The sequence below is a fragment of the Paenibacillus sp. FSL H3-0329 genome (assembly GCF_037963285.1).
Taxonomy (GTDB): domain Bacteria; phylum Bacillota; class Bacilli; order Paenibacillales; family Paenibacillaceae; genus Paenibacillus_AQ; species Paenibacillus_AQ odorifer.
The window spans coordinates 6,022,145-6,046,543 of the sequence record NZ_CP150150.1 but is presented as its reverse complement, the minus strand read 5'-3'; the positions used below and the strand labels follow the sequence as shown (position 1 = coordinate 6,046,543).

Below are 24,399 nucleotides of genomic sequence, written 5' to 3'. Positions count from 1 at the left end.
AGGAGTTATTCCGAGGTTTACCCAAAGTCGACTTAACGCTACGCAATGCAGATAATCAAGCAGGCAGTGATTCTCCAATATCTGGAGGCTCACTGCCTGCTTGTTTTTTACATTAGAAAGGGCTGCTTAAGGAGTATGACTTCCAAAATACTGGTAACTTCCTTTGGGATATTGATTCCACTCGCCCTCAAGTGAATACTGCTGTGATCCAGTGTATATACCAGATTTACGGACAATAGTTCCACCTGTGGAGAGGAATTGCTGATTAGAGGTAGGGTCACCGAGAACATCTACGATTTGGCCGTTTTTCTTCAGTACTAATGCTGTAATATTATATGTTTTTGGATTATATAGACTCAGCTCATCATTGTAATAGGAGATATTCATTAAATCAAATGCGTCCCCAAAAGTAGAATCTATAAACATATAAGGCATTGCTACAGATACAGGAAATAATGACCGGGAATAAACCTGTTTGGTTTGAGTGGCTTTCATAAATTGGTGGACTTCAAGGGTGTAACCTTCTGCTTTTCCTGCGGGATTACCATTTCCTTTATAGTACAGCTCAACTGCGATTCTGCCGTCACCGCCGTCCAGATACTCTGAGAAGAATAGCTCGGAGGTACCCTGTGAAGCCACACTTATAGATAATACAACCGCTTTGCCATCAGAACCTACTATCCATACCGTTCCTGGACTTGTAGGACCATTCCATATAGCTCCATTCAGAGTTGCAGGTCCGCTCAATGAACCTGTGCTGCTTTCTGTATACACTTTAAATTGACTCTGATTAGGAATCAGCTTGGAAATATCGAAGGAAATATTGGACACACCTTGCTTGGTGGTTATTGGCACAAAGCCGTTGTTTACAAGCTGGGCTGTAATCAAGGTGAAAGTTGAGGTGGTTGAACCTCCTTTATTATCCATTGCTGTGAGGGTCACTAAACCACTAGCTGAACTATTAGCTGCCGGAGTTACCGTCAGAGTGTTGCCATTAAGGCTAAGTGTACCAGCATTTACGTTATCTATAGAAGCTGAATAAGTAAGCATGTCATTGTCTGGATCTTGAAAAAGCTGGGCCAGATCAAATATACGTGGTGCCGTGATACCTGGTGTTAAGAGTTGAGTAGTGATTCCAGATATCGCAATTGGTGGCTGATTAGACGTTACAGTGAATACAAAAGTAGAAGTGTTAACGCCACCTTGGCCGTCCATTGCTGTTATTGTAATCATGGCCGTACCTGAATTGACCGGCACAAGGTTGAGATGATTCCCATTTACAGATACAGTGGCAACGCTAGCGTCAGAGGATGCAGCTGCGAATGTAAGCGGGTCGCCGTCCGGATCAATGAACACATTACTGATGTCGACGTTTTGGACACCGTTTGTGATCAGAGCAGATATTGGATCAATATTATTTTGCGCGACTGGTGCATGGTTCACCGGAGTCGGCGCCGGAGTAGGCTCAGGAGTCAGCACCGGAGTAGGACTAGGAGTCACTACCGGAGTAGGACTAGGAGTCGCAACGGGAGTAGGCTCAGGAGTCGCCACCGGAGTAGGACTAGGAGTCGCGACCGGAGTAGGACTAGGAGTGGCCACCGGAGTAGGCTCAGGAGTCGGTACCGGAGTAGGCTCAGGAGTCAGCACCGGAGTAGGACTAGGAGTCACTACCGGAGTAGGACTCGGAGTAGGCTCAGGAGTCGCTACCGGAGTAGGACTAGGAGTCGGTGCCGGAGTAGGCTCAGGAGTCGGTGCCGGAGTAGGCTCAGGAGTCGCTACCGGAGTAGGGCTCGGAGTCAGCACCGGAGTAGGACTAGGAGTCGGTGCCGGAGTAGGCTCAGGAGTCGTCGCCGGAGTAGACTCAGGAGTCGCTACTGGAGTAGGCTCAGGAGTCAGCACCGGAGTAGGGCTCGGAGTCGGTGCCGGAGTAGGCTCAGGAGTCGGTGCCGGAGTAGGACTAGGAGTGGCTACCGGAGTAGGGCTCGGAGTCAGCACCGGAGTAGGGCTCGGAGTGGCTACCGGAGTAGGACTAGGAGTCGCTACGGGAGTAGGCTCAGGAGTCGGATCGCTCACGGCGGCGTTAGCAGACGTGGACGAAGTATACGCAGGAGCAACGGCTCCAGATGTATTTTGAACCGTTTGGATATTATCTTGAATGGCTGTGTAATTTGTTATGAAATGTGAAGGCAGACTGTTGCCAGGCAACTGCAGATTTTGAATAGACAAGGAGGGATCGATGGTGATCTTAGCGCCGTCTTCAACTATTTTTAAGGTTTGCAGGGAACCGCTACCATGAATAGTAACTGGAGTTATAGAATCCACAATGATCTGCCCAATTTGGCCCTGAAAAGTTATACTCGAAACGCCATTTTTAATCTTCAAATCACCGGTAACATTGCCTTTAATAACAACATCATTTCCAGAAATATTGAGCAAAGAACCGGAGGGTAAGCCGGAGGTATTTAGTTGAACCCCTTTTTGTACAATTTCAAGCTCTTGCAAACCATCTACATGACGATTCAAGGAATTGAACTTAAGGACAGCTCCTCTTAAAGCATCATGGTTGTTATCACCCATTAATTCTTTGAGTTTACCTTCAATGAGGTAAGGCGTGCCATTGATCGTTACGAAATCTCCATCTATATTGTCGATCGTTGCAGTTTGTTGTTCTTCTTTAAAAATATTCAGCAGAAAAGAAGCCATATCCTGCCGCTGAACAGTACCTTTGGGGCTGAACATATCTTCGGGAGAGTCTATAAGTTTAAGGCGTAGTGCCACATCGATGTACTCTTTTGCCCAATTGCTGATTGTGGATTCGTCCTTAATCTTGTTGGCTTGTCCGCCTTGCGCTCCAGTTCCGCGGATGGCACGTACAAATATAACTGCAAGCTCTTCTCTAGTTACAGGTCTGGATGGATTAAAATTACCTGTAAGATCACCCTCCATAAATCCTGCCTTTTTAACAGCCTCAATAGCGGACACACTCCAACTGGAATCAGATACGTCTCTAAAGGAAGAAGCGGAGTTTACTGAGGAATCTAGCTTTAAGGTCTTCGCTAAAATGGCTGCCAGCTCTTGGCGAGTCATTGTCGCAGTGGGTCTGAATTGTCCATTGGGATCGCCTTTAAGCAATCCTAGACGAGCAGCCTCGAGGATTGCGGCACTTTTCGTCTGTTGTATTTCGGTTAAATCAGAGAACGGTGGAGTGATTTCAGCTGCAGATGCGTAGAGGGTACCACCGAACAAGGTGTTAAGGGCAACAAGTGTTGCTCCCCATTTTAATGATATGCTTTTCAAGCAAAAGCCCCTTCCTTAGAACCAATTTGTCATAAGCTTACTTCATTATATCGACGCAAAAGTGAGGTTTTTTAATACTTTCATCCTACTGAAAGTGATTTAATTCATTGCTTTTCTAACTTATGAACTAGAAATAACTCCACTTCTGTTCCATAAAAGGGCTTGTTTTTTGTTGACAGCTTATAAAATCGATGATATTTTAAATATTATAATTCCAATTGATTTACTTTGAATAATGATTGCCGACTGTTCCTACAGAGGTATTGCGAATGTAAAAACGCAATGCCTCTGTTTTTTTGTCCATACAGATTAAAGGAGGGGTCAAGGTGGGAGAAGCGTTGCTGTCTATTTCGAACCTAAATAAACGTTTTGAGTCTGCCGGTGGTCATGTTCAAGCACTCCATAATGTAGATCTCCATGTACAGGAGGGCGAATTTATTACAGTCATCGGCCCCAGCGGCTGTGGAAAAAGTACACTATTACGCATCGTAGCCGGTCTGGATAGCGGGTACACTGGCAGCGTCACCCTGGAAGGGGCGGAGATTGGGGGTCCTGGGATCGATAAGGGTTTTATTTTTCAGGAGCATCGCCTCTTTCCCTGGCTTACCGTTGAGAAGAATATTGCCTCTGATTTACCGCTAGGGAACAAGGAAGTCAGGCGGAAGGTCGATGAATTGATTGATCTGGTGAAGCTAAATGGATTTGAGAAATCTTATCCCCGCGAGTTGTCGGGAGGGATGGCCCAGCGGGTAGCAATAGCTCGTGCACTTCTGCGCAATCCAAAAATACTGCTGCTGGACGAACCGTTTGGTGCACTGGATGCATTCACTCGGGCCCATATGCAGACGGTATTGCTGGACATTTGGCGGGCTAACCAAACAACCATGATTTTTGTAACGCATGATATTGATGAGGCTGTGTTCTTGGGTAATCGAGTAGTGATTCTAGAGCCACGTCCTGGGAAAATACGTAAAATTGTACCGATAGATTTACCGTATCCACGGAAAAAAACAACGACCTCCTTTCAAGAGCTGCGTTTGAAGGTGTTGAATTATTTTGAAAAGGTAGATGAGCTAGAGCTTACAGACGGAGCCGGAATATAAAATAGGTCGACCATACCCATGGAGACTTTCGAAGGTATTACTATTCGAGGGTCTCTTTCTGTTTATTTAAAGTGATCGTAAAGCTGAAAAAAGGTGGGTTCAAAGTATGACAAATCGGGCTGTAGCCATAAGAACTTCCGGACGCCCCGGAAAGGTGGCAACACTAGGACTTGGTCTTTTGCTGCCGGGCAGTGTGCTGATTCTGTGGCAGACGCTCGGGCATTATGGAATGATCTCGGAGATGCTGTTCCCTACGCCGTATACGATTGCGGAATCTTTTGTAACTTTAGCGGCTTCAGGCGATTTGTGGCCGAACTTTAGGATCAGCTTGGTCAGAGCCTTTTCTGGATTCCTGCTAGGTGGTGGACTGGGTCTGCTGTTAGGACTTCTCGTAGGCCTGTTCCGCAGATCGGAGAAGCTGTTAGATCCTTCCCTGCAAATGATCCGCATGATTCCCAGTCTGGCGGTAGTACCGCTGTTCATTTTATGGTTCGGGATCGGTGAGGAGTCGAAGGTGCTATTGATTGCTAAGGGAGCTTTTTTCCCACTTTATATTAATACGTTCATGGGAATTCGCGGCGTGGATAACAAGCTATTTGAAGTTTCCCGGGTACTTGGCTTCAGCCGGTTGAAGCAGATTGGCAGGTTAGTACTTCCAGCAGCGCTGCCGAACATTATTCTTGGAGTTCGTCTCTCTCTAGGGCTTTCTTGGCTGGGGTTAGTAGTGGCAGAGCTTATTGCATCTACCTCAGGCATTGGATACATGATGTCCGATGCGCGTCAATTCGCGGACACACCAGTGGTGTTCGTGGGAATTATTATTTTTGCCGTAGCTGGATTGTTGAGTGATTCCATTGTCCGTTACATTGAACGACGGTTGTTGAGATGGCAAGACAGTTATCGCGGATAACCTTGAACGCTCATTAAACAAAAGGGGGATGCACCATGAGCGATGGAGTAGAAGCTATTATCAAAAATACTAAAAGAGCCAGAGAAACGCTGGATAGCAGCGGCACAGCTCCTTTATCCAAGAAGACACCGAAGAAACCCACAATACAAGTTGCATGGAAACCCTTGCTCTCTGATTGGGGAATGGGTGCAATTATCCCGGTGGTGACGTTAGTCCTTTGGCAGCTGGCAGGGAGTACGGGGCTGGTCACAGCAACCTTTTTGCCGACTCCGCTTTCGATTGCAAGAGCTTTTACCGACTTGTTGGTTACTGGAGAGTTAACTCATCATCTGGGTGTCAGCATGGGTAGGGCGGGCATCGGATTTCTTATTGGAGGTGTGTTGGGTCTTCTATTCGGCGTACTGACTGGCTTGTTCCGCAGTGTGGAATATGTACTCGATCCTAGCGTACAAGTGCTTAGGCTTGTTCCCCATTTGGCTATAGCGCCGCTCATTATTCTCTGGTTCGGGTTTGGAGAGATATCTAAAGTTGTGATCATTATGACAGGCTCATTTTTTCCGCTCTATATTAATACGTTTATGGGCATCCGCAATGTGGACAATAAATTGTTCGAAGTAGCTCGTGTATTGGGATTCAGTCCATATCAGAAGCTGCGCAGGCTTATACTCCCGGCGGCGCTGCCTGGAATTTTGTTAGGGCTAAGGTTGTCGCTGGCTGTAGCTTGGATTGGTTTGGTTGTAGCAGAGCTTATTGGATCACAGTCAGGTATTGGGTTTCTTATCAATGAAGCGAAGCAGAACTCTAATACAGAGGTTGTATTCGTAGGCATTATTATTTTCGCAATTGTCGGTAAGCTGATCGATTCCTTGTTCCGGATTATTGAACGAAAGTTCCTGTTCTGGCGCGATAGTTACGAAGGCTAAACAAACTGAGGAGGTCTTGAACATATGAGTGGATCGGTGAAAAAAGGATCGGTGAATTTGGTGGCAGACGTGCTCGTTATCGGAGGAGGTCCGGCAGGAACGTGGGCAGCCCTTACTGCATCAGCGAAGGGGGCCAAAGTAATCCTTGCAGATAAAGGGTACTGCGGTTCAAGTGGGGCAACGGCACCGTCGGGAACGGGAGTCTGGTATGTGAAGCCGGATGAGAAGCTCCGAAAAGAGGCAAAAGCAAGTCGTTATGCGCTTGGCGGTCAGCTGGCTGAATCTCGCTGGATGGACCGGGTGCTGGATCAAACCTATGCCAATATGAACAAGCTGGGTGTTTCCGGTTATCCATTCCCTGTAGATGAGCAGGGCAATCAATTCCGAAGAAGTCTGCAAGGACCGGAATATATGAAATTAATGCGTAGGCTGGTGAAAAAGGCAGGCGTTAAAATTCTAGATCACAGCCCAGCTTTGGAACTCCTGGCGGATGAGCATGGCGTAGCTGGAGCGGCTGGAGTTCATACCCAGAGTGGAGAAACCTGGACTGTTCAGGCAGGAGCAGTCGTCATTGCTACCGGAGGCTGCGCCTTCCTAAGCAAGGCACTTGGCTGCAACGTGTTGACCGGAGATGGATATCTCTTCGCTGCTGAGGCTGGGGCGAATCTGTCCGGCATGGAATTCTCCAATGCCTATGCGATCTGCCCTACGTTCTCTTCGGTGACCAAGACGGCGTATTACAGCTATGCCAGCTTTTATTATGAGGATGGAAGCATTGTGGAGGGAGCCGGTTCCAAGAAAGGCCGTTCTGTAATTGCCCGGAATCTGTTGGCAGGTAATCAGGTGTACGCCAAGCTGGATGGGGCACCAGAGGATTTAAGACCGCTGCTGCGGGTGGCGCAGACGAACTTTTTCCTTCCTTTTGACCGCCAGGGAATTGATCCGTTCAAGGATGCGTTTCCGGTTACTTTGCGGCTCGAAGGCACGGTTCGGGGGACGGGTGGCATCCATATTACAGATGAAAGCTGCGGCACAGGTGTTCCCGGACTTTACGCGGCAGGAGATGCTGCTACCCGCGAGCTGATTTGCGGAGGTTTTACTGGCGGAGGCAGCCATAATGCGGCGTGGGCGATGTCTTCAGGTTCTTTTGCTGGTGAAGGAGCTGCTGTCTATGCACAGAGTCTGGGGTCGCACGCTGCGCAGCGTAGTCCAGTCGGCTTATCATCATCACCACTGGTGCATCAGGAAGTGAAGCCGGGAGTGGCGGCCCAAACGGCAGAGTATGTGTCTGCTGTACAGGCTGAGGTGAAGCCGTATGACATCAATTTGTTCCGGACAGAACAAGGGCTGACTTCTGCACTAGATCGTCTCGATGGGTTGTGGAAAGAGCAACGAAGCCGCGAAATTCAACGCACGCCAGAAGGGGTCAAGGCACGTGAAGCCGAAGCCATGACCGCAACAGCCCGCTGGATGTACAATTCTGCACTTGCTCGTACAGAGACGAGAGGCATGCATAAGCGTGAGGATTTCAAGGCTACAGATCATGGCCAGCATCATCGTTTGATCAGCGGCGGATTAGATCAGGTATGGGTGAAGACGGAAGCCGTGGCTAAGGAGGGTGTTCTATCGTGATTGAGGTGATCAGCGCTGCCAGATGTGTAGAGTGCAACCAATGTGTATCTGTCTGCCCGACTAATGTTTTCGAACGGGTAGAGGATGGCATTCCTGTTATTGCCCGGCAGAGCGATTGCCAGACTTGCTTTATGTGTGAGCTGTATTGTCCTGTCGATGCTCTCTACGTTGCACCAGACTCAGAGAATATTATTGGTGTGACAGAAGCGGAACTTCAGGAGCAGGGACTCCTTGGCGGTTATCGTGAAAAAGTAGGCTGGGGTAAGGGCAGGCAGCCGGTGGCAAGCCATGACTTTATGTATAAATTGGCGTCGAGGGCAGGGGTCTGAGCTTGATTAAGATTTAAATAAATAGCATAAACCTAGGGGGAGAAACAATGAAACAAGCGTACAGAGAGATTCAAGGGAAACGTTCAAGGAAGATTCGGTTTGCACTTTTAACTACAATTATGATGGCCATGCTGGTGCTTCAGGCTTGCGGAAATAATACGGGTGGCAATGGAGCATCTGCCTCCGGGGGATCAAATACGGAGAAGGCGGGAGAAGAGGCCACGAGCAATGTTCCAGCGGTATTGAACTTTGGGTTTATCGGTTCCAACAAATTGAATGTGCCTGGCGGCGCAGAGGGTTGGGGCTTTTATAAAGGGATTATTCAAGAAGAGTTGAAGAAATACGGCATTACTGAAGTGAAGCTTACTGGCTTTCCAAACGGTCCGGATCAGACAGAATCCTTGATTAGTGGTCGGCTGGATATCGGCAGCCTTGGAGATACACCTGCTATTATTGCCTACGCTTCTGGAGCCAAGACCCGTCTGATTTCACAATCTTCCGCGAACACGATCGGTTATTTGATCGGCAAGAAGGATGGGCCCAAGACGGTGAAAGATTTGCAAGGTAAGACTATCGCAATTCAAAAGGGCTCCTTCATGCACCGCTATGTTGTTGGATTACTACAGGAAGAAGGAGTAACCGACTACAAACTCGTGCATATGCTCATTCCTGATGCTACCGCAGCTTTAGCCCGTGGAGATGTAGATGCTACAACAAATCTAGGCGTTCCTGCGCTGAAGCTGATTGACCAAGGATACACTCACTTGGATGATGCCTCGAAGCACCCGAACCTGCTTGGTTCTAGCGCAACAGTTGTGTCTGAGGATTATCTGGCGAAATTCCCTGATTTTCCGAAGGCATGGAACGAAGCTAGAGAGAAGGCCTTGGCAGACTTGAAGCAGCATGAGGATGAGTATTATCAATTTCTGGCTGAAATCGGAGATACAACGCCTGAGCTGGCGAAGCAAGTGAATCCGATTAGTGATATCAAGGATACTGCGTTCACTGATGAAGGAACAAAGCTGCTGGAAGGTACCAAAAACTTCCTCGTCGAAGAGAAGTTAGCGAAAAAAGACTTCAATATTAGCGATTGGCAGTTGAAATAAAGTTGCTTAAAGGCTGCTTTAATTGAACTTAAGATTCTTCTATAAAGGTAATTGAGTGACTGCGGTGAATGTTTGGACTTTCGGCCGCCTCTCCGCCACTCCTCCCTTTAGTGATTTTTATGTTCAACTAACTCAGCTAATGGTGTAGGAGGAAAAAAGATGTCGCAGCTTAAGAAGGAAATGAAAGTGGATGTCCTCGTGCTTGGCGGAGGTCCTGCTGGGGCGTGGTCGGCATGGAGTGCAGCCTCGCAAGGTGCAAAGGTAGTCCTGGCGGATAAGGGCTACTTGGGCACAAGTGGCGCAACTGCACCGGGTGGAACAACGTTGCTCGTGATCCCTCCCATTGCCGAGCTGCGGGAGCAGGCAGTGCAGGCCAGACTTAAGGCCGGCGGATATTTATCGGAGAATGCTTGGATTCACCGGGTGCTGGATCAGGTAGAGCAGAACCTGGCTCAAGTGGAGCAGTGGGGGTATCCGTTTCCGAAGGATGAAGAAGGAAACTCACTGCGTACCCATCTCCATGGACCAGAATATATGCGGATTATGCGAAAAGTTGTGCGCAAAGCAGGGGTCACAATTCTTGATCAGTCACCAGCGCTGGAACTTCTTCACGATGAACACGGTGTTGGTGGAGCGCGTGGGATCAACCGCCTGACAGGAGAGTCATGGGAAGTGAAGGCTAATGCCGTTGTGATGGCTACCGGAGGCTGTGCTTTTCTCAGCAAAGGCCTTGGTTGCAACGTGCTGACAGGGGAAGGATTGTTGATGTCCGCAGAGGTGGGAGCTGATCTTTCGGGCATGGAATTCAGCCGCCAATACGCGCCAAGCTTTGCGGACGGAACCGTAACACGTGGCCGCATGCTGGCTTGGGCCACCCTTTATGATGCGGACGGTCATCCGTTGCATAGAGGGGACCGGACCTTTGGCAGCATTCCTGAGCTGATGCTGAAGGGTCCGGTTTACGCTTCGCTGGATCTGGCAGACACCGCGGAGAAACAGGATTTTCTGCGCAAAGCGCATCCGATTTTCTTTATGCCGCTGGAGCGGGCGGGAATTGATGCGTTTAAGCAGAAATTCCCGCTCACCCTGCGCTATGAGGGCACGATGCGCGGCACTGGGGGTCTGCGCTTGAGCGGCACGGATTGCCAGACGACAGTGCCCGGACTCTATGCGGCCGGAGATGCCGCATCTCGCGAGAAAGTGACCGGCGCCATCTCCGGAGGCGGGGCTTATAACGCTTCCTGGGCCATGTGCAGTGGAAGCTGGGCTGGACAGGGAGCCGCGCAGCATGCGCTGTCCTGCCGAGGACAGGCGAACAGCCGCAAGCTGACCGCGGCGGGACGCTACGGGCTGGAGGCTGGCGCCGATGCCTCGGAAACGCTGGAGGTGAAGCCGCTAATCGCGGCAATCCAGCGTGAAATCTTGCCGCTGCAGATCAATTATTTCCGCAGCGAGCTAGGCATTTCTTCAGCCTTGAAGCGGCTGAATGCCTTGATGCCCTATTTGAACGGGCAGGCTCCTGCCAGCGTTCAGGGCATCGTGCAATCGCGTGAAGCCGCGGCTATGCTCGCGGTCGGCAGGTGGATGTACACCGCGGCACTCGCCCGGAAAGAGACCCGCGGACTGCAAAAGCTAGCGGAATATCCGGAGCTTGATCCGCGCCAGACTCACCGGCTAATCTTATCCGGTATTCAACATATAAGCATCAGTACAGAGGCTGTGCCCCATGCTCATGAACTGAATGCGCTGAAGGAGGGGCAAGCGATATGATCGAATTAATCAGCTTGGAGCGTTGTGTTGGTTGTAAGCTGTGTACGAAAGTATGTCCGACGAACGTATTCGAAATGCAGGGGAAGATTCCGGTCATTGCCCGTCAGGAAGATTGCCAGACCTGTTTCATGTGTGAAGCTTATTGTCCTGTAGATGCTTTATACGTGGCACCACAGGCGGATCAGCTGATCGGTGTAAATGAGGAGGCGTTAATCCAGTCAGGCGCGTTGGGAAGCTGGCGTGCTGAAATCGGCTGGGGACCAGGTGCGAATGGCTCGATGGCGGAGAGGGATACGACTCCTTATTTTGAAGTGTTTACCGAGCAGTACCGTACATGAATAAGCAGAGGCTTAAACCCAAAAAATCCGCCCGAAAGCTAGGCGGATTTTTCATATATTAGAAACTTACAGCAGGGCTTCGATAGCTGGTTCAATATCCAGCGGGTCCACCGTAGATTCGAATCTAGTGACAACATTGCCTTCGCGATCAATCAGGAATTTAGTGAAGTTCCACTTGATTTCGTCATTGTTCAGAACCTCTGGATCTTTGTCTTCAAGCATGCTTTGCAGCAGCTTTCCTGAAGAATGGTTGATATCGAACCCTTCAAATCCAGCCTGTTCTGTTAGGTAGGTGAAAAGAGGGTGTTTAGCTTCGCCTTTTACGTCAACCTTTTCAAAGAGTGGGAAGGTTACCCCGTAATTAATTTGGCAAAATACATTAACCTCTTCATTGCTGCCGGGTTCTTGCTCTCCGAATTGATTGGAAGGAAAGCCGAGAATTTGGAGGCCACGTTCCTCGTACCGCTCATAAAGCTTTTGCAGATCTGAATATTGGTGGGTAAATCCGCACTTACTTGCTGTGTTCACTATCAGTAGTACTTTACCTTTGTATTGCTCTAGCTCGATATCTTTTCCCCGAATACTGCGTGCTGAATATTGATAAATGCTCATGGCTGCTACATCCCTTCAGTTAAGTTATCTATGCTTTTTGAAAAAGAACAGGAAATATTTATAATAATTAAATTGTAAACAATTCAATTATCGCTGTCAAACAATACAGCTTGAAGGAATTGGAACCGTAATTGCCAGGTTGGAATAGGATAGATAATGGGTATGGATCAGTCAAAAAAATTTATTGCGTTAAAGCTACTCTGCGTTCCATTATTATCTTGCATCGGGAACGTTTTTTGATTAAGATAGCAGAAACCAGCGCAAAAGCCGCGCTGACATAGATAAGGACTATGACGAAGAGAGTAAGCATTATAGCGGATCTTAACAGGGAAGGCGTGCCGGAGACTGAGAGCACCCTCATGAGACGATTAATGCCGAAGTTCACTTCCGAGTCGGCCCCTGAAGTAGTTTGTCACAGGTTGTGGCAGGTATGAGTAGGGAGGCACGCGCCCCGCGTTACCGGGTGAAAGACAGAATTAATTCTTAGTCAGGGGAACATGAGATTCTATTCCTTTGTGCTAGTATTCGGGTTAATTCTAAATAAGGGTGGTACCACGGCTCCTCGTCCCTTGCGACGGGGGGCCTTTTTGCGTTCCAAATTATAACAAAAAGAGGGAGTGGAAGGGTAATGAGTAAGGTGGAATTGGATGTTCTTAGAGGTCGTCTGGATGAAATTAATGGGCAATTGCTGGAGCTGATCTCCGAGCGGGCTAAGATTGTTCAGGAGATTGGAGTAGTTAAAGAAAAACAAGGTGTCCCTAAATTTGATCCGGAACGGGAAAAACAGATGCTGGATAAGCTCGTAGCGAGCAACAAAGGCCCTTTCACTAACGGGACGATCCGTAGCCTCTTCAAACAAATTTTCTCAGCTTCTCTGGACTTACAAACAGATGATCATAAAAAAACTTTACTGGTAGCCCGCAAGAGCCACAAAGAGGATACAGTGATTGTTCTGCCGGGAGATGTAACGGTTGGCGGTGCTTCTTCACTGATGGTAGCCGGTCCTTGCTCCGTGGAAAGTGAACTGCAGACTCGCACCGTAGCTGCCGCCCTGCAAAAAGCCGGAGTACGTGTAATGCGTGGCGGTGCCTTCAAGCCTCGGACTTCACCTTATGATTTCCAAGGGCTGGGAATGGACGGTTTAAGAATATTACGAGAAGCAGCAAATGAATATGGACTGCTGACCATCAGCGAAATTGTAGATCCAAGACATATTGAAGAGTCGCTTGATTATGTGGATATCATCCAGATCGGTGCACGTAATATGCATAATTTCGAGCTGCTAAAAGCGGTCGGAGAAGTCGACAAGCCGGTGCTGCTGAAACGTGGATTGGCTGCCACACTCGATGAATTCATCCATGCAGCGGAATACATCATGTCTCGTGGAAACACACAGATCATGCTGATTGAACGTGGAATTCGCACCTATGAAAAAGCGACCCGCAACACGCTTGATATCTCAGCAGTGCCAATTCTCAAACAGGAATGCCATTTGCCAGTATTGGTTGATGTAACTCACTCGACAGGCCGCAAAGACATCCTTATTCCATGTGCGAAAGCCGCACTCGCAGCTGGAGCTGACGGCATTATGGTGGAAGTGCATCCTGATCCTGCAACCGCATTGTCTGATGCCGCTCAGCAGCTGAACATTGATGAATTCAACACCTTCTTTAATGAAGTGAAAGCTTCCGGATTGTACCGGTAATCTAGAAATATAGAATTTGCATGATATTTTAAGGATTCGCTAGAAAATGAGGTGTATAAGCGCTTACAAGTCTAACTAATCTTTTTGTGAAGGTTAAGGTGGGTCGAGTACAATAAGCAACATTAGCGTTGCACCGGCCCCGGGTCTTTTCTGACAAAAGATCCACACATTTTAATAGTCACAGGAGGAAAATAGATTTTGAAGCAGCTTACCTTAAATAATGGGTGGTTTTCTAACACTCGAACCGATATTTTATCGGGGATGACCGTAGCCGTTGCGCTGATTCCTGAAGCGATCGCTTTTTCGATCCTGGCGGGAGTAAGTCCGATGGTTGGTTTATATGCCTCTTTTTGTATTGCGATTGTAACGGCACTTGCCGGAGGCAGACCCGGAATGATCTCGGCGGCTACGGGAGCTATGGCTCTGTTAGTCGGAAGTCTCGTACTAGAACACGGAATAGAGTATCTGTTCGCGGCAACTGTACTGGCTGGTGTGTTTCAGATATTGATGGGGATGCTAAAGCTGGGGCGGTTTATCACGTTTTTGCCACAGCCGGTCATGACAGGGTTTGTCAACGCGCTGGCGATACTGATTTTTATGGCACAGCTTACCCATTTTAAAGGACAAGGCTGGGTGATGTACGGACTGGTAGCTCTGACCTTGCTTATTATCTACATGGTTCCTCGGTTTACCAAAGCCGTACCTTCAGCACTTGTAGCGATCGTTATCGTTTCTGTTCTTAGCATCGCTCTTCATCTGGACGTAAGAACCGTAGGCGATATGGGGAATATTACAGCAACTTTGCCACTATTCCATCTCCCGCAAATCCCGTTCACGCTGGATACTCTGCTTATTATTTTGCCATATTCACTTTCACTGGCCGTAGTTGGGCTATTGGAATCCCTGATGACTGCCACCTTAATAGACGATATTACGGGCACAGGTAGTGATAAGAACAGAGAGGCGAAGGGACAGGGGCTTGCGAATGTAGTTACTGGTTTTTTCGGAGGGATGGCAGGCTGTGCGATGATTGGCCAGTCGATGGTTAACATGAAGTCAGGAGGACGCACGCGTCTGTCCACGTTTGTGTCAGGAATCTTTTTATTGTTCCTAATTATCGTACTTGGCGATGTAGTGAAGCAGATCCCGATGGGCGCGCTCGTCGGCGTAATGATAATGGTCTGTATCAGTACCTTTGAATGGGGCTCACTCAAAACTTTAACCCGTGTTCCGCTAAGCGATGCGCTGGTTATGATTGTGACGGTGGTCACCGTGGTGGCTACAGATAACCTTTCTATTGGGGTTTTGTTTGGGGTTCTGCTAAGTGCTTTAACGTTTGCTTGGAAAATAGCTTCGATCCGCCTAACTGTTCAGGAAGCAACCTCTTCCAAGACATATGCGGTTTCCGGCCAGCTGTTCTTCGGCACGACAAGCCACTTCATTCATGAATTCGCCTACGATAGCGATCCGGATCATATTATTATCGATTTTTCACACTCCCATGTGTGGGACCAATCCGCTGTCCATGCCATAGCGAAGACGATGAGCAAATACGCCGAGCATGGCAAAAAAGTCACCATTACCGGACTTAATGACCAGAGCTCACAGCTGGTTCAGCGGGTGGGATTATCATTACAGTAGGATATACAAAAAAATAACAGATACCCTCAAAAAAGATTGCGCTGTATGCGTGATCTTTTTTTTATAGCAGATATTAACTGAAAGAAAAGGCCAGCAAGGTTTTACTTTGGGTTTAAAATAATATAAAGTATAAAGTGGATAATGTTTATCCGCTTTATACGCGGACGGTATTATATACAGTTTGAATCAAGCTATTTACGTAAATCGAGGTGCTGTACATGCATATGAAAACAGGGGTAGAACAGTCGGTATATGCACTGGTTCTACTCAACATGCTGCCGGATAAGGCGGTGTTGTCTGGGGAAGCGATTAGCCAGCAGCTCGGAGCATCGGCGACCTATTTTCAGAAACTTTTAAGAAAGCTGGTAACCGCAGACATCATCACGTCTGTTCCTGGCATTAAAGGCGGTTTTAAATTAAAGAAAAGCCCTGAAGATATTCGTGTATATGACGTTTACCTCGCGGTGGAAGGCCAGCAGTCGCTGTATTCATCGAATGGGATTCTGGTAGACATGTTGGATTTAGAAAAAGAAGACAGCTGCTGCCTGTTAACGAATCTGATGGAAGAAGCTGAATCCTCTTGGAAAGCTGTATTAAAGCGAGAGACTATTGCTTCGTTGTCGGAGGAAATGCGTGCTGAACGCTTTAAAGATAAGATTGCAGTCTTAGAGGAATGGGTCAGCAATAAAATGGTCATCTAACCAAAGAAGGGATGTATTCGCATGAGATTAAGCGTATTGGATCAGGCACCCGTGACAAGCGGTAACACAGCGGAAGGTGCCCTGAATAAAGCAGAAGAACTGGCTATTTTAGCAGATGAGCTGGGATATAGCAGAATGTGGATGGCAGAGCACCATGGCGGAAATACTTTTGCTAGCTCAGCTCCGGAAGTAACGGCTGCCCGTTTAGCCGCCAAGACCAACCGTATTCGAATCGGCACCGGCGGTGTAATGATGATGCATTATTCTCCGCTTAAGCTGGCGGAAGTATTTAAAACGTTAAGTGCTTTTTCCCCGGGGAGAATTGATTTCGGTGTGGGACGAGCTCCTGGTGGCGATACAAGCGCCATGTACGCTTTATCTGAAGGCCGTGAGTTAATGCTGCATAATATGTATGACAAGCTTGGCATTACCATGCAACTGCTTAGTGATCAGATTCCGGAAGATGAGCTATATGCCAAAAATCTCGCTGCTCCAACGAAGGTGGCGCTCCCTGAAGTATGGTTGTTAGGCTCGAGCGGCAATAGTGCGCGAAAAGCTGCACAAATGGGAGTCGGATACTCCTTCGCACAATTTTTTAATGGTGCGATGAGTAATGAGATCTTGGACCATTACCGGAATAACTACCAGCCTTCTATCTTTATGGACAAACCAGAGATCAGTGTATCCTATATGGTGACCACAGCAGAAACGAAGGAAGAAGCTGAGTATGAAGCGTTACCGCAGGATATTTTTCGGTTGATGATGAGTAAGGGCCGGATTACTCAGGTGCTGACACCAGAAGAAGCTCAGAACATTTCGTTATCGGAAATTGACCGGATGTCAATCAAGGAAGGGCGCAAGATTCATTTGGTTGGTGCGGTTAAAGACATCGCCGTACGTTTGCAAGAAGAACAAGCACAATATGGATTCCAAGAAGCAATGATATGCAGCATCCCACATTCGCAGGAGAAACGGCTAGAGGTTTACCGACTACTGGCGCGTGAACTGCTAGGCTCTTGATTCTGGATAGCTAACCTTAACCCGCATTTGATGCGGGTTTTTTGTATGCTAATTTAGCTTTTGGATCGGCGCATCCCCTCAAAAGACAATAAATTAACCCTACCGCCTCCTAAAAGTAACATTTGAATGCCTAACTTCATCTATGATTAATGAAAGATTTAATTTTAAAAAGAGGATAGGAAGTGATCAAGGATGTTTCCTCTACATAAATCCGTTACGCTGACAGCCTTGCTTCTAATGAATCTGCTTGCAGGTTGCCAACATCAGGTTGACCCATCCCCCCTTCAATCGGGTGACTACTACCACACCGCAAGACCGAAGCCAACAGACACCGCTGCTAACCTCATTAAGCTGGAGTGGAGGCTGGTGGATACAATGCCCATAGTCTCTCAACTAAGTGCTCCCCCCACAGGCGCTACTTTGATTGCAGAGAAGAAGCTGGATGATTTCGGAGGAGTCAAAGTGAGTGTGTATACGATGGCTAGTGACGAAGACTATGTGTATGCCAGAACTTCTACTTCCAAAGGACAATACAGTCTAGGGGCGATAGGAACTTATAATTATCGTCAACCGGAGGATATCAAGGTAGAAGTAGTGCGGTTGTTTAGCGAAAAGGTGCTGAAAATCACCGGAGGACTAGGAGCAAATAACTCGCTCAGTAACTATTATTTAATCGACGAGAGCGGTAACCCCTCGGGTTTGCTGCAAATAGATACCGGACATTCCAAAGAACTGGATGTTGATCAGGATGGATCTTTTGAAGGGGTAGCCGCACATGGAAGTCCGATGAGTGCCTATATTTATCGCTGGAATATTGATCACGCTGAGGTAACATACGTTAATGATGCTTTAAAGGCAGACTCCGTGGTGCTAACGGATGAAGGAATATATGAAGCTTCTAATATCGGGGACAAGCAGAGCAGAAGATTCCGGTTGACCGTAGAAGGACTGATCTCAGAGCGGTAACGCCATGACCACTGCTGTTGAAATATTTCCTGCGACCATTTACCCCAAACCTCCGTATAGACGGTTAAGCTTGAATGATTATCCATAATCTAGGAGGGGTATTGGATGAATATGCAAATGAATCCGAAATTGAAACAGCTGCGCCCGGGAAAAATAGTCAGCGGGATTGCAGCGGTGCTCATTGTATTGTTGATTGGCGCGAATTCTTTCGTATCAGTGGAATATGGGCATGTAGGTTTGTACAAAACCTTTGGTAAATTAAATGACAATACATTGTCACCCGGCATTCATTTTAAAATTCCGTTTATCCAAACGGTGATTCAGGTCAATACACAGGTAACGAAGGCGGAGACCGATACTTCAGCCTCTTCAAAGGATCTTCAGCCCGTGTCCACACATGTGGCGGTGAACTATTCCGTAAATAAGGCTTCCGCCTTTAATCTGATGAACAATATCGGAGGTAATTTTGATAGTGTAATTATCAATCCGGCCATTCAAGAAATCGTTAAAGAAGTGACAGCCAAATATCCAGCAGAGGATTTGATTACGCGTCGTGATGTAGTGTCGAGTGAGATTAGTGAGCACTTAACCGCTAGGCTGGCAAAATATGACCTGATCGTCAACGATATTAACATCGTTAACTTTAAATTCTCGGAGGCATTTAACCAGTCGATTGAAGCAAAGCAGGTCGCCCAGCAGCAGGCATTGAAGGCCGAAAATGATCTCCGGCGGATTGAAATTGAAGCGAAGCAAAAAATCGCCCAGGCGCAAGCAGAGGCTGAATCTTTAAGACTTAAGAAGCAAGAGGTTACACCTGAGCTGGTGCAGCTGAAGCAAATTGAGGTTCAGGAGAAAGCGCTGGAAAAATGGAACGGCGTGCTGCCATCTGTAACAGGGGGAGCCACACCTTTTGTGGATGTTCAATCCCTGACTAAATAATTCATTATTGGGTTCTGATTTATTTCCTCTGATAGGAAAGCCCTACTTCTATAGAAGTAGGGCTTTTTATACTATTAATATTGATAAAGCATCGTAGGAATTTGCCAGCCAGCGCCAACTGACCAAAAGAAGACATAATCGCCACGTTTGATTCGTCCGTCCTCGACTCCGCGTTGAAAGGCGATAAAAGGACTGCTTGTGGCTGTATAGCCGAACTCGTCGCCTACATAAATGAACTTCTCTGCGGTTAGTCCGAGTCCGATTTGGATGAGCTCGATATTTTTCAGTGAGAATTGTGAAAGACAGAATGCAGAGATATCGTCCGTAGTCAGACCGTTGCGTGAGAGAAGCTCTTTCATATCCGCTATAGCTGCGTCTACACACACAGTACCGTCAAAAGGGGTCCACCGTATCCGAATCTGCTCTGGGGTCATACCCTCTTGATAAATATTCGACAGGCCGCAGGCCGGGAACATAATATTCTCGGAGCCCTCAGAATCGGTGTAATAAAGGGAATCTATGAAGCCTGCATGCTCGTTGCTGCGCTCCAGAATCACTGCTGCTGCGGCGTCCCCAAAGTTAGGGTAAGTAATTTCATCATCTGTATTGCAGTTCACTGAACTGTAGTCGCTTCCTACGACGAGTGCGTACCTGATGCTGGGATTGGCTTGCATATAACGACTTGTCTGCTCCACGGCAGATACCATTCCTGCGCAGTTAGCATTGGAATCCTGCGTAATGGTCCGGTGTTTACCTTGAAGCATACGGTGTAGTAGAAGTGCATTGGTAGGATAGGTGTACTCTGGCGTCTGTGAAGCGAACATGATCATGTCCATATCCTCACCTTGCAAATTCGCTTCGCTAAGCACTTTTTGGGCAGCCTTTAATCCCATCGTCAGGGCATTTTCACCCTGTTCTTTTACGATGTATCTCCGGTCGCGACCCATGACTTCTAGGAATCGTTTGATGTCCTTGCCCATACTCTGAAAATGCTTCAGATAATATTCGTTATCTACGATATGCTCTGGGTGGTAATAAGCAGCTTGGCGAATCGCTATATGTCCCAAGTGGCGCCTCCTATGCTTCAATAATTTCGTAATTTTCTAATTTCGTTGCCCGTGCCACTCGGCTTAATTGCATTTTTAGGACAGGGCTTTTGGCAATAATAAAGGTTACTTTTTTAAATCCGGATTGTTTATACAGTATGTAGCATTGCTCAAGCATGGGAAGTGTGTCCTTTGAGGATACATTCAATGTCTTGCAATCTAGGATGATCTCATATTGTTTCGGGTCGAATGCACTTATGATTTGGTTGTACTCATTAATGAAACGTCCTGCATCTTCTGGCGACATAGTTCCTTCGACTTGTACATTCAGTTTTTGATCTGCAGCATTTGTGGCGAAATTGAAGTTTCCCATTTTTGATTAATCTCCTCCTAAGTATTATCTAAGAAAAATTTTGATGAATAGGATAAAAAAACCTATTTATCTAAGACTATTATCGTATTTTTAATTGGGAAAGTTTAGGGGATTAAACCTTTATTTTTTTAAAAAGATAATTTAGGGAATGATAAACTACTTAAAATCCATAAAATCTGCACAAATTAAGGTTTGAGGTAGGCATGCTCACCCTGTTTGCTTTGCAAAGCAGAGTTCTATTGGTATGATTACAGAGATGAAAAAAACTACTATCCAAATCATGGAGGAATAATAAAAATGAGCGAAATTACACTATCGGGGATTATTGATCATACACTTCTTAAAGCAGATGCACGGAAAGAAGACATTATTAAATTGGCGGAGGAAGCTAAAACTTATAAGTTTGCTTCTGTCTGCGTAAACCCTGCTTGGGTAGCTACTGCCCATGAAGTGCTGAAAGATACGCCTGAGGTTAAAGTATGTACAGTTATCGGCTTCCCGCTGGGATCATCGACAACAGAGAGCAAAGCATTCGAGACTACCGATGCTATCGCTAAAGGTGCTGGCGAGGTGGACATGGTCATCAATATCGGAGCATTAAAAGATGGCAACGATGAGCTGGTTAAACGTGATATTGCAGCCGTTGTAGATGCAGCGCGTGGCAAAGCACTGACAAAAGTCATCATTGAGGCTTGTCTGTTAACGGAAGAAGAAAAAGTTCGTGCCTGCAAGCTATCTGTTGAGGCTGGAGCAGATTACGTAAAAACATCCACTGGATTCTCTATAGGCGGGGCAACGAAAGAAGATATTGCGCTTATGCGTGCTACAGTTGGACCTAATATCGGTGTAAAAGCTTCCGGTGGTGTACGTAGTGCAGAAGATGCACATGTAATGGTACAAGCAGGTGCAAGCCGTATTGGAACTAGTGGTGGTGTAGCGATTGCTAAAGGCGAAACAAGCCAAAGCAATTACTAAGCCGAAGGGCTGAATCGGAAGCGGCGAGTGAGGAGGACAAGCTCAATCGCCGCTATCCTGATTCAAGCTATTAACCGATCAGTTTGATTAGGAATTGTGTTTTATACATAAGGTTGAGGTTTTTATTAATTTATATTGAAAGCGTTATCCAGTAGGTAGAGGACACTAGCAGAAGCATTTGACCAAAGTACAATAATTCACACCGGAATAATGAGATTTTTTTCTTTTCAAATGATGTGGTTTGTGAGAGAATGAGTACAATTCAAAATTGTTAATCATTTCTATACTTAATTATAGGGGAGGAAATACCTATGTCAGAAGATCGCAAGCTGTCGTTTGAAACTTTGGCTGTCCATGCAGGCCAGGAAATTGATCCAACTACTTTCTCACGTGCTGTTCCGCTTTATCAGACCACTTCCTACGGGTTCCGTGATGCTGATCATGCAGCGGATCTGTTCGCGCTAAAAGAATTCGGTAATATTTATACTCGGCTGATGAACCCAACTACGGATGTATTTGAACAGCGCGTGGCGGCACTTGAAGGTGGGGCAGGTGCGCTTGCTACAGCTTCCGGGGCAGCGGCTATTTCCTTTTCCGTTCTAAATATTGCGGGCGCTGGGGATGAAATTGTATCTGCTGCAAGCCTGTATGGCGGAACTTATAATCTTTTCTCGACAACACTGCCTAAGCTTGGTATTAAGGTTCATTTCGTAGATTCGGATAATCCTGAGAACTTCCGTGCTGCGATTACAGATAAGACCAAAGCTTTGTATGCAGAAACAATCGGCAACCCACAGGGAAATGTTCTGGATATTGCGGCAGTTGCAGCGATTGCCCATGAACATGGGATTCCTCTCATCGTAGACAATACGTTCCCAAGTCCATATTTATTGCGTCCGATTGAGCATGGCGCGGACATTGTTGTCCATTCAGCAACCAAATTCATCGGTGGACATGGTACATCCATTGGTGGGATTATTGTTGACGGTGGTAAATTTGATTGGAAGGCAAGCGGTAAATTCCCAGGTCTTACGGAGCCAGATCCAAGCTATCATGGAGTGGTTTATACTGAAGCGGTGGGCCCGATTGCTTATATTATTAAAGCCCGCGTTCAATTGCTTCGCGATTTAGGGGCGGCGATTTCTCCGTTCAACTCTTGGATGCTGCTGCAAGGTCTGGAGACTCTTCATTTGCGGATGGAACGTCATAGCCAGAATGCGCTGAAGGTAGCGCAATATTTGGAGGCACACTCCGATGTGGAATGGGTAAGTTATTCGGGACTTCCTACGCATCCATCTCATGAATTAGCGCAAAAGTATTTGCCTAAAGGCCAAGGAGCGATCCTAACTTTCGGTATTAAAGGTGGAAGTGCTGCGGGACGTAAATTGATTGAGAATGTGAAGCTGTTCTCTCATTTAGCGAATGTCGGTGATTCCAAGTCATTGATCATCCACCCAGCAAGCACAACACATGCACAACTGTCGGATGAAGAGCAAATCACAGCCGGAGTAACGCCGGAATTGCTGCGTTTGTCGATCGGGACGGAATCCATTGATGATATTATCTATGATCTGGAGCAAGCTATTGCAGCCAGTCAACAATAGAAGTTTATATTTCGAAAAGCATTACCGCTCTGCGGTGATGCTTTTTTTTGTTGCCTAAAAAAGTTGGAATATTCATCGGATTTGGCAACGCTTGCATATTTCAGGTGTGGCTCCCGTATTTATAAGTGAGGTAATGAAATGTCGGTCGCTTATGTTATATAGCTTGGCATACCGGCAGCAATCCAAAGATAAAGGGTGGGTGCGAGGATGAAGGGTGAACGTCAGCAGGATGGTTTGCGGAGTAGTGAAGAGCGCCCGTTCAAGTTCATGTATAAGGCTGGTGATCGGACTGTGGGAATGGAAATGAGCCAAGCTGGGTCCGTAGCCTCGGCTGCCGCAGAATTTATCGCTGGAGTAGAGCAGAGGGATGTCATTGAGCCTTTGAAGCGGTCTTATTTTAAGCGGCCGGGGGAACCATCGACATTCCTAGTGCTGCGTGAAGGAAGAGAAGAACGTCTTGCTGGACGGGAAGGAACAAGGACTGCTCAAGCGGGCCCTTGTTTGTTACGGAGTGAGGAATGGCTGCTGGAACCAGAGCTGTTCTGTCTTTATGAGAACTGGTTATCTAGCGAGGATGAACTGCAAGCAGCCCGGATTCTGCAGCGAATCTCTTACCGTCTGCGCGCAGCTGCTGCCGAACTGCTCGAATCGCCGGATGGCGAATGGGCAGCGGTCACCCTGCTGCATCCAGAGTCGCTTGCGGTGGCGCAGCCCACCAAGCTTGCCGCGCTTCAGGACGCGCAGCTCGAAGCGCTGTTCGCTGCGGTGGCTGAGGGCCAGCGGCAAGGCGGCGATTGCCGCCTGGACCTGCTGGTCGCCTACACCGCAAGCGCAGCCGAATTCGCCGCGAAGCGCGAATTCATCGAAGACGTGGCCGATCAGACACTCGGCCACGCTTATGCGGCGGCATGCCGCATCGGGGCGCTGATCGCGCCCGATGTGGAGCCTGCCGCCGCTGCGGAAATCGCGCGTATCGCCGATTTCCTAGTGCTGGACGGCGCGGCGGGCGAACACGCGCCGGAAGAGACCGCCGCGGAGGACTTCGCCCTGGCGGCGGGGAAGATCTTTGCCGCCGTGACGAGCGTGAAGCCGGCGGCGGTGGTGCTCGCCGCGGGGACACCGGCAGCGTCGGCTTTGGCCGATCTGTATCAGATCGGGCTCAGCGGGATCTTTTGCAGCGCCGGTCAGCGGACCGAAGCGCTGCTGAGAGCGGCCTGCCTGATCTGGATCGCCAGGCAGCGAGAAACGCTGGATACTGCCGCCGGTGGAAGGCAGTAAGCTTTTTCTGATGAACGATACGGTGCAGTTCATATAAGAATCGTAAAAAGACTTCAGAGCAGCGATTATCCGGTTATCGGGGAATCGTTGCTTTGTTTTTTTGGTCGTTAGCTGCATGCTTCAACAGCGTA

General features: G+C 47.7%; 21 protein-coding genes. 17 read left to right on the top strand and 4 right to left on the bottom strand.

Going from position 1 to position 24,399, the window contains the following annotated elements; translation table 11 throughout:
* Positions 1 to 126 precede the first annotated feature (126 nt).
* Entirely contained in the window at positions 127 to 3,297 is a 3,171-nt protein-coding gene (locus tag NSQ66_RS26680; RefSeq protein WP_081388128.1) for an S-layer homology domain-containing protein, read from the bottom strand.
* A gap of 326 nt (positions 3,298 to 3,623) precedes the next feature.
* Here NSQ66_RS26680 and NSQ66_RS26675 point away from each other — a divergent pair, with 326 nt between their 5' ends.
* From NSQ66_RS26675 to NSQ66_RS26640, 8 genes are all read left to right on the top strand, one after another.
* Complete coding sequence (locus NSQ66_RS26675; protein WP_036680296.1) at positions 3,624 to 4,400, top strand: ABC transporter ATP-binding protein; 777 nt, start codon at positions 3,624 to 3,626, stop codon at positions 4,398 to 4,400.
* Positions 4,401 to 4,506: 106 nt separating this feature from the next.
* Positions 4,507 to 5,310 carry an ABC transporter permease gene (locus tag NSQ66_RS26670; protein ID WP_038573373.1) on the top strand — a complete coding sequence of 268 codons (804 nt, stop codon included), beginning with the start codon at positions 4,507 to 4,509 and terminating at the stop codon, positions 5,308 to 5,310.
* Between the two features lie 35 nt (positions 5,311 to 5,345).
* A complete protein-coding gene (locus NSQ66_RS26665) occupies positions 5,346 to 6,233 on the top strand; it encodes an ABC transporter permease (protein WP_076142217.1) in 888 nt (295 codons plus the stop codon).
* Positions 6,234 to 6,257: 24 nt separating this feature from the next.
* Entirely contained in the window at positions 6,258 to 7,865 is a 1,608-nt protein-coding gene (locus NSQ66_RS26660; protein WP_036680291.1) for an FAD-binding protein, read from the top strand.
* Positions 7,862 to 8,194, top strand: coding sequence for a ferredoxin family protein (locus tag NSQ66_RS26655; RefSeq protein ID WP_076142216.1), 333 nt, complete (start codon positions 7,862 to 7,864; stop codon positions 8,192 to 8,194). The genes NSQ66_RS26660 and NSQ66_RS26655 overlap by 4 nt, the downstream gene beginning before the upstream one ends.
* Positions 8,195 to 8,241: 47 nt before the next feature.
* Entirely contained in the window at positions 8,242 to 9,300 is a 1,059-nt protein-coding gene (locus NSQ66_RS26650) for an ABC transporter substrate-binding protein (RefSeq protein WP_051491116.1), read from the top strand.
* Between the two features lie 159 nt (positions 9,301 to 9,459).
* A complete protein-coding gene (locus tag NSQ66_RS26645) occupies positions 9,460 to 11,070 on the top strand; it encodes an FAD-binding protein (protein ID WP_076142215.1) in 1,611 nt (536 codons plus the stop codon).
* Positions 11,067 to 11,408 (top strand): 4Fe-4S binding protein, encoded by a 342-nt coding sequence (locus tag NSQ66_RS26640; protein WP_036680283.1) that lies wholly within the window; start codon positions 11,067 to 11,069, stop codon positions 11,406 to 11,408. The genes NSQ66_RS26645 and NSQ66_RS26640 overlap by 4 nt, the downstream gene beginning before the upstream one ends.
* A 66-nt stretch (positions 11,409 to 11,474) precedes the next feature.
* On the opposite strand, the gene NSQ66_RS26635 is transcribed toward NSQ66_RS26640, so the two are convergent.
* Entirely contained in the window at positions 11,475 to 12,020 is a 546-nt protein-coding gene (locus tag NSQ66_RS26635) for a glutathione peroxidase (RefSeq protein ID WP_076142214.1), read from the bottom strand.
* A gap of 628 nt (positions 12,021 to 12,648) precedes the next feature.
* On the opposite strand from NSQ66_RS26635, the gene NSQ66_RS26630 reads away from it, so the two are divergent.
* The 6 genes from NSQ66_RS26630 (at position 12,649) to NSQ66_RS26605 (ending at position 18,992) form a co-directional block, all read left to right on the top strand.
* Positions 12,649 to 13,725 (top strand): bifunctional 3-deoxy-7-phosphoheptulonate synthase/chorismate mutase, encoded by a 1,077-nt coding sequence (locus NSQ66_RS26630; RefSeq protein ID WP_339279478.1) that lies wholly within the window; start codon positions 12,649 to 12,651, stop codon positions 13,723 to 13,725.
* 261 nt (positions 13,726 to 13,986) lie between these two features.
* Positions 13,987 to 15,366, top strand: a complete 1,380-nt coding sequence (locus NSQ66_RS26625) for a SulP family inorganic anion transporter (RefSeq protein WP_235219442.1) — start codon at positions 13,987 to 13,989, stop codon at positions 15,364 to 15,366.
* A gap of 218 nt (positions 15,367 to 15,584) precedes the next feature.
* Positions 15,585 to 16,067: an Rrf2 family transcriptional regulator gene (locus NSQ66_RS26620; protein WP_036680276.1), complete on the top strand. Its 483-nt coding sequence runs from the start codon at positions 15,585 to 15,587 to the stop codon at positions 16,065 to 16,067.
* A gap of 21 nt (positions 16,068 to 16,088) precedes the next feature.
* Entirely contained in the window at positions 16,089 to 17,087 is a 999-nt protein-coding gene (locus NSQ66_RS26615) for an LLM class flavin-dependent oxidoreductase (RefSeq protein WP_038573362.1), read from the top strand.
* 192 nt (positions 17,088 to 17,279) lie between these two features.
* A complete protein-coding gene (locus NSQ66_RS26610; RefSeq protein ID WP_076142213.1) occupies positions 17,280 to 18,053 on the top strand; it encodes a hypothetical protein in 774 nt (257 codons plus the stop codon).
* Between the two features lie 105 nt (positions 18,054 to 18,158).
* Complete coding sequence (locus NSQ66_RS26605; protein WP_036680268.1) at positions 18,159 to 18,992, top strand: prohibitin family protein; 834 nt, start codon at positions 18,159 to 18,161, stop codon at positions 18,990 to 18,992.
* A 74-nt stretch (positions 18,993 to 19,066) separates the two neighbouring features.
* Here the strand turns inward: NSQ66_RS26605 and NSQ66_RS26600 are convergent, their stop codons facing one another.
* Positions 19,067 to 20,059 carry a 3-oxoacyl-ACP synthase III family protein gene (locus tag NSQ66_RS26600; RefSeq protein WP_076137015.1) on the bottom strand — a complete coding sequence of 331 codons (993 nt, stop codon included), beginning with the start codon at positions 20,057 to 20,059 and terminating at the stop codon, positions 19,067 to 19,069.
* Positions 20,060 to 20,069: 10 nt separating this feature from the next.
* Complete coding sequence (locus NSQ66_RS26595) at positions 20,070 to 20,411, bottom strand: hypothetical protein (RefSeq protein WP_076099934.1); 342 nt, start codon at positions 20,409 to 20,411, stop codon at positions 20,070 to 20,072.
* 297 nt (positions 20,412 to 20,708) lie between these two features.
* Between NSQ66_RS26595 and deoC the strand changes: the two genes are divergently transcribed.
* The 3 genes from deoC (at position 20,709) to NSQ66_RS26580 (ending at position 24,268) form a co-directional block, all read left to right on the top strand.
* Complete coding sequence (gene deoC / locus NSQ66_RS26590) at positions 20,709 to 21,386, top strand: deoxyribose-phosphate aldolase (protein WP_076142212.1); 678 nt, start codon at positions 20,709 to 20,711, stop codon at positions 21,384 to 21,386.
* A gap of 311 nt (positions 21,387 to 21,697) precedes the next feature.
* Complete coding sequence (locus NSQ66_RS26585; protein ID WP_076142211.1) at positions 21,698 to 22,990, top strand: homocysteine synthase; 1,293 nt, start codon at positions 21,698 to 21,700, stop codon at positions 22,988 to 22,990.
* A gap of 207 nt (positions 22,991 to 23,197) precedes the next feature.
* Positions 23,198 to 24,268 (top strand): hypothetical protein, encoded by a 1,071-nt coding sequence (locus NSQ66_RS26580; RefSeq protein WP_076142210.1) that lies wholly within the window; start codon positions 23,198 to 23,200, stop codon positions 24,266 to 24,268.
* Positions 24,269 to 24,399: the final 131 nt, after the last annotated feature.

Bases quoted from the DNA above. Each gene is read 5' to 3' on its own strand.
- NSQ66_RS26670 (WP_038573373.1), top strand. From the start codon at position 4,507: ATGACAAATCGGGCTGTAGCCATAAGAACTTCCGGACGCCCCGGAAAG.
- NSQ66_RS26665 (WP_076142217.1), top strand. From the start codon at position 5,346: ATGAGCGATGGAGTAGAAGCTATTATCAAAAATACTAAAAGAGCCAGA.
- NSQ66_RS26660 (WP_036680291.1), top strand. From the start codon at position 6,258: ATGAGTGGATCGGTGAAAAAAGGATCGGTGAATTTGGTGGCAGACGTG.
- NSQ66_RS26650 (WP_051491116.1), top strand. From the start codon at position 8,242: ATGAAACAAGCGTACAGAGAGATTCAAGGGAAACGTTCAAGGAAGATT.
- NSQ66_RS26645 (WP_076142215.1), top strand. From the start codon at position 9,460: ATGTCGCAGCTTAAGAAGGAAATGAAAGTGGATGTCCTCGTGCTTGGC.
- NSQ66_RS26640 (WP_036680283.1), top strand. From the start codon at position 11,067: ATGATCGAATTAATCAGCTTGGAGCGTTGTGTTGGTTGTAAGCTGTGT.
- NSQ66_RS26635 (WP_076142214.1), bottom strand. From the start codon at position 12,020: ATGAGCATTTATCAATATTCAGCACGCAGTATTCGGGGAAAAGATATC.
- NSQ66_RS26630 (WP_339279478.1), top strand. From the start codon at position 12,649: ATGAGTAAGGTGGAATTGGATGTTCTTAGAGGTCGTCTGGATGAAATT.
- NSQ66_RS26625 (WP_235219442.1), top strand. From the start codon at position 13,987: ATGACCGTAGCCGTTGCGCTGATTCCTGAAGCGATCGCTTTTTCGATC.
- NSQ66_RS26620 (WP_036680276.1), top strand. From the start codon at position 15,585: ATGCATATGAAAACAGGGGTAGAACAGTCGGTATATGCACTGGTTCTA.
- NSQ66_RS26615 (WP_038573362.1), top strand. From the start codon at position 16,089: ATGAGATTAAGCGTATTGGATCAGGCACCCGTGACAAGCGGTAACACA.
- NSQ66_RS26610 (WP_076142213.1), top strand. From the start codon at position 17,280: ATGTTTCCTCTACATAAATCCGTTACGCTGACAGCCTTGCTTCTAATG.
- NSQ66_RS26605 (WP_036680268.1), top strand. From the start codon at position 18,159: ATGAATATGCAAATGAATCCGAAATTGAAACAGCTGCGCCCGGGAAAA.
- NSQ66_RS26595 (WP_076099934.1), bottom strand. From the start codon at position 20,411: ATGGGAAACTTCAATTTCGCCACAAATGCTGCAGATCAAAAACTGAAT.
- deoC (WP_076142212.1), top strand. From the start codon at position 20,709: ATGAGCGAAATTACACTATCGGGGATTATTGATCATACACTTCTTAAA.
- NSQ66_RS26585 (WP_076142211.1), top strand. From the start codon at position 21,698: ATGTCAGAAGATCGCAAGCTGTCGTTTGAAACTTTGGCTGTCCATGCA.
- NSQ66_RS26580 (WP_076142210.1), top strand. From the start codon at position 23,198: ATGAAGGGTGAACGTCAGCAGGATGGTTTGCGGAGTAGTGAAGAGCGC.